The sequence below is a fragment of the Mesorhizobium sophorae genome (assembly GCF_002270415.1).
Classification (GTDB): domain Bacteria; phylum Pseudomonadota; class Alphaproteobacteria; order Rhizobiales; family Rhizobiaceae; genus Mesorhizobium; species Mesorhizobium sophorae.
In genome coordinates this window covers 210,751-225,904 of record NZ_NNRI01000001.1, presented here as the reverse complement: position 1 = coordinate 225,904, position 15,154 = coordinate 210,751, and the positions used below count along the sequence as shown (strand labels likewise).

Genomic DNA, 15,154 nt, shown 5'->3' with positions numbered 1-15,154 from the left:
TTGCGGGCTTGCCCACATTTGTCGTCTGGTTACATTGTTATATGACAACTTTTGTGTCAATGCTTTTTCGACACCGGATACACGACGGGCTTTTCGCTGCCCGAGCGCGGTGCGGGAAGCCGCTTGGCCGGCACGAAGAACAGCAGCGATCACAGGAAGAGAAAATGGCTGAAATCGAATTCAGGGCTGTCGCGAAGAACGGCCTGAAGGTGACGACGATCGGGCTCGGCGGCACCGGGCTGGGCAATATGTACCGCGCCGTCGACACCGACGCCGCGGTCCAGACGGTGCACGCGGCCTATGACAATGGCATCCGCTATTTCGACACAGCACCCGTCTATGGCTTTGGCGTCAGCGAGACCCGGCTTGGGCTGGCGGTCCGATCCTTACCCCGCGCGGACATCGTCATCTCGTCGAAGATCGGCTACGACCTCGTGCCGATCCCGCCCGAGGAGCTTCAGCCGGCGCTGTGGGACCAGCCCGGTTCATTCCGCGCCGAGTTCGACTATTCGCGCGACGCCGTGATGCGCTCGCTCGAAGGAACGCTGAAGCGCCTCGACACCGACTATGTCGACATGGTCTCGATCCATGATCCGGACGAAGCCATTCATTTCGGCCCCGGCGAGGATCCCTATGCCAGAAGCCGTTTCAGGGAAGCGATGGACGGCGCCTATCCGGCGCTCGACGAATTGCGTTCGCAAGGCGTCATCAAGGCGGTCGGCGTCGGCATCAACCAATGGCAGATGCTGTCCGACTTCGTCGTGGCGGGTGCGTTCGACTATTTCCTGCTCGCCGGCCGCTACACCTTGCTCGAGCAGGAGCCGCTGGCGACCTTGCTGCCGCTGTGCGAGCAACGCGGCACCAGGATCATCATTGGCGGGCCCTACAATTCCGGCATCCTGGCCACCGGCGCCGTCAAGGGCGCAACCTTCAACACCAGGCCGGCGCCTGAGCCGGTGCTCGAGCGCGTCCGCCGCATCGAGGCGATCTGCATCAGTCACAAGGTGTCGCTGCCGGCGGCCGCGCTTCAGTTCCCGCTCGGCCATCCTCTCGTATCAAGCGTCATTCCGGGCGCGCGATCAGCCGACGAGTTGAAACAGAATCTGGCCTACCTGCGCGAGGACATTCCGCCGGCTTTGTGGGCCGATCTCAAGCAGGCCGGGCTGATCGAAGCCGGCGCACCGGTACCTTGAGCGCCGCTCGGTAGCCGATAGAGCGGTTCTGCGTCTTGCCTGAAACGGTGGAACCGCACCAGGCGGTCTCGACGAATGCCCGCCTCCACGATCTCAAAGACGCTGGCTGGCTTGGCGGGCGCGCTTGCGGATCTCCTGGCGGGAAATGCCGGCATCCGCCAGCGTGCTGTCCGACACATGCCTCAAGCGCGCAAGCGTCTGGCGATAGGCCCGCCAGCGGGCGAAACGGCGTCGAAGTTCATCCAACATGATTGTCTCCTCTGGCGCGTGGATGGCCAGTGCGCATGGTTGGTCGAAAGCGCAAAGCATCCGTGCCAAGCGCATGCGCGATCGAAGGGATTGCACTGGCTTGCTGGCCAGCCGAGGTGCTTGGGCACGGTCCCGCCAGGCACGATTATCCAACGCCTCCAAGGCCTGCATACTTGCGTATGATGCCTGCTTCGCGCTACAGCCAGGGTCGCAAGGAGTTTTTCATTTCTGCAAAATGGATATCGGCTGGGACGATCTAAGGTTGTTTCTCGACGTTGCGCGGCTGGGTGGCCTGAGCGCGGCGACAAGAACCACGCGGCTCAGCGCGGCCACCCTCGGACGACGCGTCACCGCGCTCGAAAAGCAGATCGGCGAACCGCTGTTCGTGCGCCAGCAGACCGGCTACCAACTGACCCCGGTCGGCGAAGAACTGCTGCGGCGCGCCGAGGAGGTCGAGGCGGCAATGCAGTCGCTGACCCGCTGGCGCGAGGGAAGCCTGCCCGACCGTATTGTCCGCGTCTCGGCCGGGCCATGGACCTCGGCCTTCGTTTCCGCCCATATCGGCGAGATCTGGACGGTCGATGACGGCATCAGGGTGGAACTCGTCACCACCACCGACAGGGTCGATATCGGACGCCGTGCCGCCGACATCGGCATCCGAAGCGAGCGCCCGACCGAACAGTGGCTGGCCAGCCGTCTAAGCGGCAAGGTCGCCCACGCCATCTATTCCGGACGCCACCTGATCAACGGCATCGCCGCCGGGCTGTTCGTCGGCGTCACCGGCGAAGGGGCAAACATTGCTTCGGCGCGCTGGCTGCAAGCCCATCATGGCGACCGCATCGCGGTGCGCGGCAACAACACCCATTCGGTGCGCGAACTGGTGGCCGCCGGCGCCGGCCTTTCGGTCTTCCCGTGCTTCGTCGGTGACAGCGATCCGCGGCTGGTTCGCGTCGCCCACCCTATCCCCGAACTCGAAACAGACCAGTGGATCGTCACCCATCACGAGGAGCGTCACGCCCCGCCGGTGCGAAAGGTAGCCGACCGGATCGCCACCCTGATGCGGGCGCACCAGCCATTGTTTCGCGGCGAGACGCCGATCCGGTAAGCGCGTCGTGTGGCAATCCTGTAGCGACCGCCACACCTGCCTCAAATCGAGGCGAACTCGGCGAGTTCGTCGACGGCTTCCTGAACACCTTGTGCAGCCGCTCGCTCGAACCACAGGCGACCGGCTGCCGGGTCGTGGTCGCCGGCAAGGCCATTGGAAAGATAGCGCCCGAGCATGAGTTGGGCCTGGCCATGTCCCCGCTCGGCGGCGGCCGTGAACCATTTCTGCGCTGCCGCCGGGTCGAGTGACAGACCCTGGCCGCTCCCGTACAGGGCGCCGATCGCAAACATCGCCCCGACGTGGTCGGCGGCGGCTGCCCGCTTGAACAACTGCGCCGCAGCCACGGGCAAGGATGCGCCGCCGCGCCCATTGAGGAGCATTTCGGCAAGCGCCACCTGCGCGTCGACCATGCCGGCGTTGGCCGCCCGCTCAAACCAGAGGCGCGCTTGTTTCTGGTCGGCGGCCACGCCGCGCCCATCCTGTAGCATACGCGCATACGCATATTGCGCCTCGGCCACGCCTTCGGCCGCGCGCCTCACCCATAGCGCCGCCTGCTCCTCGTCCTTTCGCACGCCGACGCCCTGGGCAAAGCAGAGCCCGAGGTTGAAGGCTGCAACCAGATCGCCCGACGAGGCGGTCGCCTCGAACCATCCGGCAATACTGGCGCGGTCGCGGTCGTCAGGCTCGCCTGCCCCTTCGAGGACCAGATTGGCAAAGTCGACCTGCGCTTCCTGATTTCCCGCATTTGCGGACGTGCGCAGCCAGCGCGCTCCCTCCTCGACGTCCTGGGCGACACCGTTTCCCGACAGATAGAGCGATGCCAAGGCGCGGGCGGCGGCCTGATGGCCTGCATCGGCCGCGCGTCGATACCACGTCGCGGCCTCCGCATAGTCCGGCTGCGAACTCTTCACATAGCGATCGCCGAGACGGAAGGCTGCCTCTATATTTCCCGCCAATGCGGCGCGCCGCAGCCACGCCTCGCCGGCCGCGATATCCTGACCCGCAAGGCCACCATCGATGAGCCCCAATCCCAACCGGAACTGGGCCGAGGGAAGGCCTTTCTCGGCAGCGAGCTGATACAGTCGCGCCGCTGCCGCTCGATCGACCGGCACGCCACGCCCATGCTCGGTCAGCACCCCAAGGAGGTAGATTGCGGTGGGCAGGCCCGCGTCGGCAGCGCGTCGAACCTCGGCGGCAATCTTGTCCGCCTGCCCAGGTTGCCTGCGCCGGGCGAGCGAAAGAGCAAGGCCCAGGCATCCCTCGGGGCAGCCGGCGGCCGCGGACTTCTCATACCAGCCATGCGCCGCATCGAGGTCGCGCATCGCTTCGGGGCCTCTGCTGAGGATATAGCCGAGGATTGCCTGCCCGGTCGCGGAGCCGGCTTCGGCTGCTTTTTTCGCGAGACCGAGCGCCGGCGCGAATTCCGGCTGCCGCGAGGAATCCCGCTCGAACAGGCTTTCCGATCCGATGCGATTGCCGTCGGGCTCCTGTGTCGCCAGTCCAGCCACGTAAAGCGCGGCGAGAAGCGACTGCGCATCGGGGCTGCCGTGATCGGCCGCCCGCCGCAGCCAGCGCGCGCCTTCCGACCGGCTCGGCGGCACACCCAAACCTTCGAGATAGCAACGAGCGACCCGGTATTCGGCCTCGGTGATGCCGGCGCGCGCGGCAATTGCCATCAGCGGAAAGGCTTCTGAAGGCTTGCCGCTGTCGGAAAGCTTTATCGCCCGGCGCAACACCAGCGCCGGCGGGGCAAGGGCAGTCAGCCGGTCAAGGATTGCCATCGATGCGAGAACTCATACCTCCGTTTGTCGCGGCACGGCACCCAAGCCTATGGCTCCCGCATCGCTTCCTGGCCTACGGGGAGCATGGCGCCGAGAATGTACTTGAGCACGGTGCGGCGGCCGACCTTGACGTCGGCGGTCACCGGCATGCCGGGGCTGATCGTGAAACTGGCGGGCACGCCATGGAGGGCGACCTGGTCGATGGAAATCTGCGTGCGATAGAACAGGTCAGTGTCCGATGGCAGCATGGCCAACGAGCTGTTCGGGTCGCGCGCTTGTTCGCGAGCCGAGAAGGAATCCGGGCTGACCGCGCGCACAGTGCCATGAGCCAGGCCATATTGCGAATATGGAAAGGTGTCGAACTTGATGGCCACCGGATCGCCGACGTGGACGAACCCACTGGTGCGACCGACAATGTTCGTCTCGATTTCCAGCACCGCGTCGTCCGGCACCAGCGTGATCAATCGGTCGCCGGACTGCAGGATCGAGCCGACGGAGACCTTGGCTACCGACTGGACGATGGCATCCGCCTCGCTCTTCAGCTCGACCAGCTGTTTGCGCAGCTTTGCCTTGTTGAGAAGCTCGCGGGCGTCCGACATGCGCGATCCCGCCTCAGACAGGCCTTGCGAGACTTCGGCGCGCCAGCTCTGGATGTAGCCATCGCGGTCGGCGGACACCGTCGCCTGCTGTCGCTTGGCGGCTTCCGATGTCTGCAAGGCGTTGCCGAGCGCCCGGGACATTTCCGCCGAGTTGTCCTCGGCCATAAGCGTGTTGAGGCGGCTCCCCACCTGTCTTTCTTCCAGTTGCTTGCGCATCTGTTCGATCGAGGCCGCGACGGCCAGCCGTTGGCGGTAGCCGTCAGCATCGGACTGGGAACGCGAGATCACGGAACTGAGTTCATCGCTCTGCCGGTCGAAACTCGCCAGCTTGGCGTCGTAGACGGCTTTGCGGCGATCATAGATCGACGCCTGCAAGGTCCAGCTCGGGTCCAGGCCGTCATAGTTGAAGGGCTTGCCGTCGGCCTCCGCCTTCAACCGCGCCACTTCGGCCTCAAGCGTCGAAACCTGTGTCGCCAGCGCGGTGAGGTCAGCCGAGGCGAAGGTCGCATCGAGGCGCGCAAGCGTTTGACCGGCTCGCACGCGCTGTCCTTCGCGTACCTCGATCGAGCGCACGATGGCCGTCTCGAGCGGCTGCACCACGATGTTTGGCGATTGCGAGACCACGAGCCCTCTGGTGGTGACGACCTGATCGACCGGTATGATCCCTGCAAGTGTTATCAGGGCGATGACCATGCTCAAGATGATGTAGACGATGCTGCGCGCCATTCGCGGAACAGGCGCATTGGCGATAGCCGTCGACGGCCACTGGAATTCCAGGATGGCGGGCATCGTCGGATCGCTCGGTTCTGTCCGGCGCCGGCGGGCGGGAAGGCTGGATTGGGTGATGCTGATGCTGCTCATGGGGCGCCCCGAAGCCGATGCTCAAACAAGTCGCGGCGGCACGGCGGCCAAACGACCGTGACGGCTGTCGAGATGTCGGTTCTGCTGCAACCAAAGCTGGCGGTAGAGCGCGCATCGTTCGAGCAGGGTCGCGTGCGGCGCGACATCGAGGACCTTCCCTTGATCCATGACCATGATCTGGTCGCACTCGGTCAGTGAGGCAAGCCGGTGCGAGACAATAATCATCGTGCGGCCCCTGGCGATGCGCATGAGATTGGCGCTGACCACCGCCTCGCTCTCCGGGTCAAGCGCGCTGGTCGCCTCGTCGAGGATCAGGACGGTCGGATTGTGGATGAGCGCGCGCGCGATCGCCAGCCGCTGCTTTTGACCGCCCGACAGGTTGGGCGACCCTTCCTCGATATAGGTGTCATAGCCGTTCGGCATGCGTTCGATGAACTCTTCGGCGCCGGCAAGATGGGCGGCTCGCATGGCATCCGAAAGGGTCAGGCCGGGGCGCCCGGCGATGATGTTGTCGCGAATCGACCCGCGGAACAGGAAATTGTCCTGGAGGACCACGCCGAGCCCCTGGCGAAGGTGACGCAGGTTGATTTCCTTGAGGTCGACGCCATCCAGCTTGAGAAAACCGCTGTAATCGCGATTGATCCCCTGCAGCAGCCTCGCAACCGTCGATTTTCCCGAACCGCTGCGCCCGACGATGCCGAACATCGTCCCTGCCGGAATGTCGAAGCTGACCCGGTCGAGCGCCGGCGTCTTGGTGCCGAGGTAGGAGAAGGTCAGGTCACGGAAACTGATCTCGCCAACGAGCTTCGGCCTTAGGCCGGTCGAATTCGAACTGCTTTCCAGGGGTCGGTTGAGGACGGATCCTGCCTCGCCGATTGCCGCCCCTACCTCCTCGAAGTCCTCGACCAGTCGAGCAAGACCAACGAGAGGCTGCGCGACGCGTTGGGCGATCATCATGAATGCGAACAGGCTGCCGATCATGTAGCCAGAGGTGTCGCTCATCGCGAGATAAGCGCCGATCAACATGGTTCCGAGGACCATGACACGCTCGATTGGCGTGACAAGCGTCTGCGGCCAGTTGGCAAGCTGCCCGAAGGCAAGGCGGGCCCTGCCCGCGTCCGCCACCCGCTCATCCCAAAGCGCCTTGCGTTGCGGCTCCAGACCGAGCGCCTTCACCGTCTTGATGCCGACGACGGTTTCGCCGAGCGCCGCCGACTTCCAGGTCTCCGCTTCGACCACCTGCTGGTAGCTGCGGCGCAGTGGCGCGAGAAAGGCGAAGATGATCAGCATGATCACGCCCGCGCAGGCAAGCACGATCCAGCCGAGCGTGGCGTTGATGTAGAACATCACCGGGATCAGCACGCAGAGCGTGATGAGATCGAGGAACGTGCTGAGGAGTTTTCCGGTCAGGAACTCGCGGATGCGATAGATCTGCGCGAGGTGGTACATCGTCTGGCCGGCCGGATGACGCTCGAAATAGTCGAGTGGCAGGCGCAGGAGCCGGCTGAAGACATGCAAGTTCAGTTTGGTGTCCAGCCGGGCGCCGACGACGTTGATGATCAGCCTTCGGGCGTGGCCGAGGAGCGTCTCGTAAACGAACAGGACGGCGATTATGGCCGACAGCAGCACTAGGGTCGAAACGCTGTTGAACTGCAGCACCTTGTTGACCAGCGTCATGACGATGATCGGCGGCAGAACGGTAAGGATGCTGAGCGTGAACGAGGCGATACCGATGTCACGCATGGAACGGCCTTCTAACCGTACCAGGTCGATCAACCAGCGCAGCGTGAAAGGCGCATCGGCAGCGATGTAGGATCGCGCCGGACGCAACAACACCGCCTCACCCGTCCACACCTGCGACAGCCGCAATTCGTCGATGGCGATGGCTTCGTCATCGTCGGGCGCGCCCGCGCTCTTGAGGAAGACGACCTTCCGCTCCGGGCTGGCCCCGGTGAGCAGACCCGCGCCACCGTCATTGAACAGCAGGACGACCGGCCCCGTGTGCTCGAAGCGCAGGAGATGCGACCAGCGGATGCGAAGCGCGCGCGACCACATGCCGCCGTTCTGGGCCCATTGCGAGAGGTCAGCCGCGTTCGGGACCGGGCTTGGGACCGCCGCCCTGAACTCGTTGGGGTCGAGTTCGACGCCATGATAGCGCGCGACCCGCAGCATCGCCTTGAGGCGCGGCTGGATCCGGTCGAACTCGGCGGGTCCGCCGGGAATCCTGGCCGCGTTTTCGCCGTCCGCCCTGCCCGTCGCGACTTCGGCTTCGGTGCCGGCACGGATCGGGACCGGCTGGTTTTCGGCATTCACAGGGACGTTCACCATGGACTTCTCATCCGGTACGCAGGGCGAGGTTCAACAATGCCCGGGCCGAGGCGTTTCAGCCCCGGTTTCCCGCAATGCCCCACTGTACTCCGAACTGATCGGCCGCGCGACTCTCATGCCACTCCTTGTCTTGAGATGATGAACGCGCGAATCCGCTCTCCCGCGAGATCCGCGCGCACGCTTTTCTGTCGGTCGTCTCTCTTCAAGGTTCTTGCTCACTCGTGCGGCTTCAAGAGGTCCTTCAGGGTGTTGGCGGTGTGGTCGTTGCTGGCGAAGCCGGCGCCATGCTTTGTCTGGTCCGAGCTGAGATCCGTGCTCGCCCCCGACGGCTTGTTCTGGTTCTGGCCAAATCCGCTAATCGTCTTGAGGACATTGAGCAGGTCTGTCGTCACGGATGTGGACGCCAGGCCGATCAGGTTGCGGAACGACGCATGGCTGCCGTGATCACTGTTGCCATGTGTCGAGCCCGACTGTAGGAATTTCGCAGCGTCCTTGAGCCCGAGTGACTCGAACGTGACCTTGCCGGCGTGACCGTTACCCGGCTTGCCATCGTGGTCATGCTTGTTGTGTCCCTTCCCTGAATTGCTGCTGTTCTTGTGGTCGTTGTCGTGGCCGTGGCCGTTGCCATTGCCGTTGTTGCCGTTGCCGTTGTTGCCATGATGGCCATGGTGACCATGCTGGTCGTACTTGTCATGATCACCGCCCCAACCGGTCGCACCAGTCGGACCAGGCGCACCTGTGGAACCGGTCGAGCCCGCCGCTCCGGTCGAGCCGGTTGCCCCGGTATGGCCGGTCGCACCCGTCGAACCCGTGGCGCCTGGATCTCCCGTTGCTCCAGTCGCGCCGGTTGCCCCGGTCGAGCCGGTTGCTCCGGTCGAACCGGTATGACCAGTCGCACCCGTCGAACCAGTGGCGCCGGTCGAACCAGTATGACCCGTTGCTCCGGTTGCCCCAGTAGAGCCAGTCGCACCGGTAGAGCCTGTCGAGCCGGTATGGCCGGTCGCACCCGTCGAACCCGTTGCTCCGGTCGAGCCGGTTGCACCGGTAGAGCCGGTATGACCAGTCGCACCCGTCGAACCAGTGGCGCCGGTCGAACCAGTATGACCCGTTGCTCCGGTTGCCCCCGTAGAGCCAGTCGCACCGGTAGAGCCGGTATGGCCGGTCGCACCCGTCGAACCAGTGGCGCCGGTCGAGCCGGTATGACCCGTTGCTCCGGTTGCCCCAGTAGAGCCAGTCGCACCGGTAGAGCCGGTATGACCAGTCGCACCCGTCGAACCAGTGGCGCCGGTCGAACCAGTATGACCCGTTGCTCCGGTTGCCCCGGTAGAGCCAGTCGCACCGGTAGAGCCTGTCGAACCGGTATGGCCGGTCGCACCCGTCGAACCCGCTGCTCCGGTCGAGCCGGTTGCACCGGTAGAGCCGGTATGACCAGTCGCACCAGTCGAACCAGTGGCGCCGGTCGAACCAGTATGACCCGTTGCTCCGGTTGCCCCGGTAGAGCCAGTCGCACCAGTCGAACCAGTGGCGCCGGTCGAACCAGTATGACCCGTTGCTCCGGTTGCCCCGGTAGAGCCAGTCGCACCGGTAGAGCCAGTCGAGCCGGTATGGCCGGTCGCGCCCGTCGAACCCGTTGCTCCGGTAGAGCCGGTTGCTCCGGTAGAGCCGGTATGGCCAGTCGCACCAGTCGAACCAGTATGACCCGTTGCTCCGGTTGCCCCGGTAGAGCCAGTCGCACCGGTAGAGCCTGTCGAGCCGGTATGGCCGGTCGCACCAGTCGAACCCGTTGCTCCGGTCGAGCCGGTTGCTCCGGTATGACCAGTCGCACCCGTCGAACCAGTGGCGCCGGTCGAGCCGGTTGCACCGGTGTGCCCGGTCGCACCAGTCGAACCCGTAGCACCTGTAGAGCCAGTTGCGCCGGTCGAGCCAGTGGCGCCAGTCGAGCCGGTTCCTCCGGTCGAACCCGTAGCACCTGTGGCTCCAGTTGCTCCGGTCGAACCTGTTGCGCCAGTCGAACCCGTGGCACCGGTAGAGCCAGTTGCTCCAGTCGAGCCCGTCGCTCCGGTATCGCCAGTCGCACCTGTGGCACCAGTCGAACCCGTGGCGCCTGTGGAGCCAGTCGCTCCAGTCGAGCCGGTTGCTCCGGTATCACCAGTTGCGCCGGTGGAACCCGTATCGCCGGTCGCACCTGTGGCTCCGGTTGCCCCAGTCGAACCCGTGGCACCGGTATCGCCGGTCGTACCTGTAGCCCCAGTTGCCCCAGTCGAACCTGTGGCACCGGTAGAGCCCGTCGCTCCGGTATCGCCGGTCGCACCTGTGGCTCCAGTTGCCCCAGTCGAACCTATGGCACCGGTAGAGCCCGTCGCTCCGGTATCGCCGGTCGCACCTGTGGCTCCAGTTGCCCCAGTCGAACCTGTGGCACCGGTAGAGCCCGTCGCTCCAGTATCGCCGGTTGCTCCAGTCGAACCTGTGGCACCGGTTGCGCCCGTCGAGCCTGTGGCACCCGTAGAGCCTGTGGCACCCGTAGAGCCTGTGGCTCCCGTTGAACCTGTGGCTCCGGTCGAACCAGTTGCGCCCGTATCGCCGGTCGCGCCGGTTGCTCCCGTAGAGCCGGTATGACCAGTCGCACCAGTCGAGCCCGTCGCGCCGGTATGGCCGGTCGCGCCCGTCGAACCCGTGGCGCCGGTATGACCCGTTGCTCCAGTCGAGCCGGTTGAGCCGGTTGAACCCGTGGCACCTGTAGAGCCAGTTGCACCGGTCGAGCCTGCAGCGCCGGTAGAGCCGGTCGCACCAGTCGAACCCGTAGCGCCTGGATCTCCCGTCGCGCCGGTAGCTCCAGTGGCTCCGGTGTCACCCGTTGCTCCCGTAGCGCCGGTTGCACCGGTCGAACCCGTGGCTCCAGTCGAGCCAGTTGCACCTGTCGAGCCTGTTGCACCCGTCGAGCCAGTTGCTCCGGTCGAGCCGGTCGAACCCGTTGCACCAGTGTCGCCAGTCGCACCTGTCGAGCCTGTGTCGCCAGTCGCACCTGTCGAGCCAGTTGCGCCGGTCGAACCAGTCGAGCCCGTCGCTCCGGTCGAGCCGGTCGAACCCGTCGCACCAGTGTCGCCAGTCGCACCTGTCGATCCGGTTGCTCCAGTCGAGCCGGTCGAGCCCGTCGCACCAGTCGAGCCGGTGGCTCCGGTCGAGCCGGTATCGCCAGTTGCACCTGTCGAGCCAGTCGCACCCGTCGAGCCAGTTGCTCCGGTCGAGCCGGTCGAACCCGTTGCACCAGTGTCGCCAGTCGCACCTGTCGAGCCAGTTGCGCCGGTCGAACCAGTCGAGCCCGTCGCTCCGGTCGAGCCCGTCGCTCCGGTCGAGCCGGTATCGCCAGTGGAACCCGTATCGCCGGTCGCACCTGTGGATCCGGTTGCCCCAGTCGAACCAGTGGCACCGGTAGAGCCCGTCGCGCCGGTATCGCCGGTTGCTCCGGTTGAACCCGTAGAGCCCGTCGCGCCGGTATCACCAGTCGCGCCGGTGGAACCCGTAGCACCTGTGGCTCCGGTTGCACCGGTCGAGCCAGTAGCTCCGGTATCGCCGGTCGCACCGGTCGAACCCGTTGCACCAGTGTCGCCAGTCGCACCCGTATCGCCAGTGGCGCCTGTCGAGCCAGTTGCTCCCGTCGAGCCAGTTGCACCGGTATCGCCAGTCGCACCTGTCGAGCCAGTTGCTCCGGTCGAGCCTGTCGCTCCGGTCGAGCCGGTATCGCCAGTCGCACCAGTCGAGCCAGTCGCACCCGTCGAGCCGGTGGCTCCCGTCGAGCCTGTCGCTCCGGTCGAACCAGTCGAGCCAGTCGCACCAGTCGAGCCGGTAGCTCCGGTCGAGCCGGTCGAACCCGTTGCACCAGTGTCGCCAGTTGCACCTGTCGAGCCAGTCGCACCCGTCGAGCCAGTTGCGCCGGTCGAACCAGTCGAGCCCGTCGCTCCGGTCGAGCCGGTATCGCCAGTGGAACCCGTATCGCCGGTCGCACCTGTGGCTCCGGTTGCCCCGGTCGAACCAGTGGCACCGGTAGAGCCCGTCGATCCGGTATCGCCCGTCGCTCCGGTTGAACCCGTAGAGCCCGTCGCGCCGGTATCACCAGTCGCGCCGGTGGAACCCGTAGCACCTGTGGCTCCGGTTGCACCGGTCGAGCCAGTAGCTCCGGTATCGCCAGTCGCGCCGGTATCGCCTGTGGAACCCGTGGCGCCGGTATCGCCGGTCGCACCGGTTGCGCCGGTCGAACCCGTAGCTCCGGTATCGCCGGTTGCACCCGTGGCTCCAGTTGCCCCAGTCGAACCGGTAGAGCCAGTATCGCCTGTGGCTCCCGTCGAACCTGTGGCGCCCGTATCGCCTGTGGCACCGGTAGAGCCCGTGGCTCCGGTATCGCCCGTCGCACCTGTGGCTCCGGTTGCTCCAGTCGAACCCGTAGCTCCCGTATCGCCTGTGGCGCCGGTTGAACCCGTGGCGCCGGTATCGCCGGTCGCACCTGTGGCTCCGGTTGCTCCAGTCGAACCTGTGGCTCCCGTATCGCCAGTTGCCCCAGTCGAGCCGGTGGCGCCCGTATCGCCGGTCGCGCCAGTGGCGCCTGTTGCCCCAGTCGAACCTGTGGAACCGGTAGAGCCAGTAGCGCCGGTATCGCCGGTCGCACCTGTGGCTCCAGTTGCCCCAGTCGAACCGGTAGAGCCAGTATCGCCTGTGGCTCCCGTCGAACCTGTTGCGCCCGTATCGCCGGTGGCGCCGGTGGAACCCGTGGCGCCGGTCGCACCTGTAGCTCCGGTCGCGCCGGTCGAACCCGTAGCTCCGGTATCGCCGGTTGCGCCAGTGGAACCGGTGGCGCCCGTATCGCCGGTCGCGCCGGTTGCACCCGTAGCGCCAGTATCACCAGTGGCGCCGGTCGAACCCGTGGTGCCGGTATCGCCGGTCGCACCTGTGGCTCCGGTTGCTCCAGTCGAGCCAGTAGCTCCCGTATCGCCGGTTGCGCCGGTCGAACCCGTGGTGCCGGTATCGCCGGTCACACCTGTGGCTCCAGTTGCCCCAGTCGAACCCGTATCGCCAGTGGCGCCGGTTGAACCCGTGGCTCCGGTATCGCCGGTTGCGCCAGTCGAACCCGTGGCGCCCGTATCACCAGTCGCACCTGTGGCTCCAGTTGCCCCAGTCGAACCTGTGGCTCCGGTATCGCCGGTTGCGCCAGTCGAACCCGTGGCGCCTGTATCGCCGGTCGCACCTGTGGCTCCGGTTGCTCCAGTCGAACCTGTGGCTCCCGTATCGCCAGTTGCCCCAGTCGAGCCGGCGGCGCCCGTATCGCCGGTCGCACCTGTGGCTCCGGTTGCTCCAGTCGAACCCGTAGCTCCCGTATCGCCGGTCGAACCTGTGGCTCCCGTGTTGCCGGTCGCGCCAGTAGAACCCGTGGCGCCCGTATCGCCGGTCGCACCTGTGGCTCCGGTTGCTCCAGTCGAACCTGTGGCTCCGGTATCGCCAGTATTGCCAGCGGCGCCTGTCGAACCCGTATCGCCAGTCGCACCTATGGCTCCGGTTGCTCCGGTCGAACCTGTGGCTCCGGTATCGCCAGTATTGCCAGCGGCGCCTGTCGAACCCGTTGCGCCCGTATCGCCAGTCGCACCTGTAGCACCCGTGGCACCGGTATCGCCAGTCGCACCTGTGGCTCCAGTTGCCCCAGTCGAGCCGGTATCGCCAGTTGCGCCAGTTGCGCCAGTAGCACCCGTGGCACCGGTATCGCCAGTCGCACCTGTGGCTCCAGTTGCACCGGTATCGCCGGTCGCACCTGTGGCTCCGGTTGCTCCGGTCGAACCTGTGGCGCCCGTATCACCAGTCGCACCTGTGGAACCAGTGGCGCCCGTATTGCCGGTCGCACCTGTGGCTCCGGTGGCGCCAGTCGAACCTGTGGCGCCGGTCGAACCGGTCGAGCCAGTCGCACCAGTGCCGCCGGTCGCACCAGTTGAACCTGTGGCGCCAGTCGATCCCGTAGCGCCAGTCGTACCAGTCGCGCCGGTCGCACCTGTCGAGCCGGTCGCACCTGTCGAGCCAGTCGCGCCGCTCGCGCCGGTCGAACCCGTGGCGCCGGTTGCACCCGTAGCGCCAGTTGAACCTGTAGCGCCAGTCGCACCCGCGCCGGTAGGGCCGGTGGGGCCGGTAGGACCGGTGTTACTGGCGAAGGAGAAGGAGCTGAAAGTGTCGCCGTTGCTTGTGGCGCTAATCGCTCCAGTCAACGTTACAACAAAAGCAAACGAGCTGCCGGAAATTGTCGTTCCAGACGTGTAAATCGCATACGTGTCGGTGGCGTTTGGAACGGTAAAAGTGACAGAAAAACCATTGAATCCTGAATTAGTCCTATTTGGCAAAGTAAAGCTGGCAACTATTAAATTGCTTGTCGTATCTACTACATAAAAAATATTAGTACTCTGCGTAGAACCATTGGAGATTGTCCCTCCGATGGTGAGTTCTGATGACAACACCCCCGTGTATGCGGCAATAGCCGCACTCGAAATCGGGGGGAGCAGTACAAGCTCATTCTTGCTCCGCACGATCTCCCAGGCGCCGCCCAGCGCCGACGCGCCGACGCGCCCGGCCGCCGCCGCTACAAAAGCGCCAGCTGCCTCTTCCAACTGTTCGACAAACGCGTGCCCCGCCGCGCCGCGACCCGTCTCGCAGCTCCACAGCCGCAGATCGCCGTCCTCGGCCAGGGCCCGGCCGATCGCGGCCAGGTCGCCGGCGTCGCGCGCCAGCGTTTCGCGCGACCATTCGCCGGCCGCGAAGGCGACGCGCCCAGGCGCACCGTGGGCGATGATGTGCACTGCCGCAAGGCCTTGGCGACCGGCCAGCGTCGTCGCCATCTGTGCGGCCGCCGGCCGCGCGGCGTCGAGGAGCACTGGCTGCACGCCGGCCCGCAGCCCGGCAAGGATGGCGGGTATGTCGGTGACGGCAGGGTCGATAAACAGGACTTCGGGCTCGAAGGTCATGGCATGCCCGCCCTGAGGGTCTGCGGGCGAAACCTGCCGTGTCGATGCG

Annotated in this window: 7 protein-coding genes; 2 read left to right on the top strand and 5 right to left on the bottom strand. The window is 65.6% G+C overall.

Annotated elements, in window-relative coordinates; translation table 11 throughout:
* The first annotated feature begins 164 nt into the window (after positions 1-164).
* Positions 165-1,193 (top strand): aldo/keto reductase, encoded by a 1,029-nt coding sequence (locus tag CGZ66_RS00900; protein ID WP_095080552.1) that lies wholly within the window; start codon positions 165-167, stop codon positions 1,191-1,193.
* A 93-nt stretch (positions 1,194-1,286) separates the two neighbouring features.
* Here CGZ66_RS00900 and CGZ66_RS38935 read toward each other — a convergent pair whose 3' ends face one another.
* On the bottom strand, positions 1,287-1,442 hold the full coding sequence (locus CGZ66_RS38935) for a YjiS-like domain-containing protein (RefSeq protein WP_143748634.1): 156 nt from the start codon (positions 1,440-1,442) through the stop codon (positions 1,287-1,289).
* Here CGZ66_RS38935 and CGZ66_RS00890 point away from each other — a divergent pair.
* Positions 1,441-2,547, top strand: coding sequence for a LysR family transcriptional regulator (locus tag CGZ66_RS00890; RefSeq protein ID WP_095080551.1), 1,107 nt, complete (start codon positions 1,441-1,443; stop codon positions 2,545-2,547). The genes CGZ66_RS38935 and CGZ66_RS00890 overlap by 2 nt on opposite strands.
* Before the next feature lie 41 nt (positions 2,548-2,588).
* Here the strand turns inward: CGZ66_RS00890 and CGZ66_RS00885 are convergent, their stop codons facing one another.
* From CGZ66_RS00885 to CGZ66_RS41300, 4 genes are all read right to left on the bottom strand, one after another.
* Positions 2,589-4,328, bottom strand: a complete 1,740-nt coding sequence (locus CGZ66_RS00885; RefSeq protein ID WP_095080549.1) for a tetratricopeptide repeat protein — start codon at positions 4,326-4,328, stop codon at positions 2,589-2,591.
* A 47-nt stretch (positions 4,329-4,375) separates the two neighbouring features.
* Positions 4,376-5,788: an HlyD family type I secretion periplasmic adaptor subunit gene (locus CGZ66_RS00880; protein WP_095080548.1), complete on the bottom strand. Its 1,413-nt coding sequence runs from the start codon at positions 5,786-5,788 to the stop codon at positions 4,376-4,378.
* Between the two features lie 21 nt (positions 5,789-5,809).
* Positions 5,810-8,116, bottom strand: a complete 2,307-nt coding sequence (locus CGZ66_RS00875) for a peptidase domain-containing ABC transporter (RefSeq protein ID WP_095080547.1) — start codon at positions 8,114-8,116, stop codon at positions 5,810-5,812.
* 215 nt (positions 8,117-8,331) lie between these two features.
* A complete protein-coding gene (locus tag CGZ66_RS41300) occupies positions 8,332-15,105 on the bottom strand; it encodes a DUF4347 domain-containing protein (protein ID WP_206073644.1) in 6,774 nt (2,257 codons plus the stop codon).
* Positions 15,106-15,154: the final 49 nt, after the last annotated feature.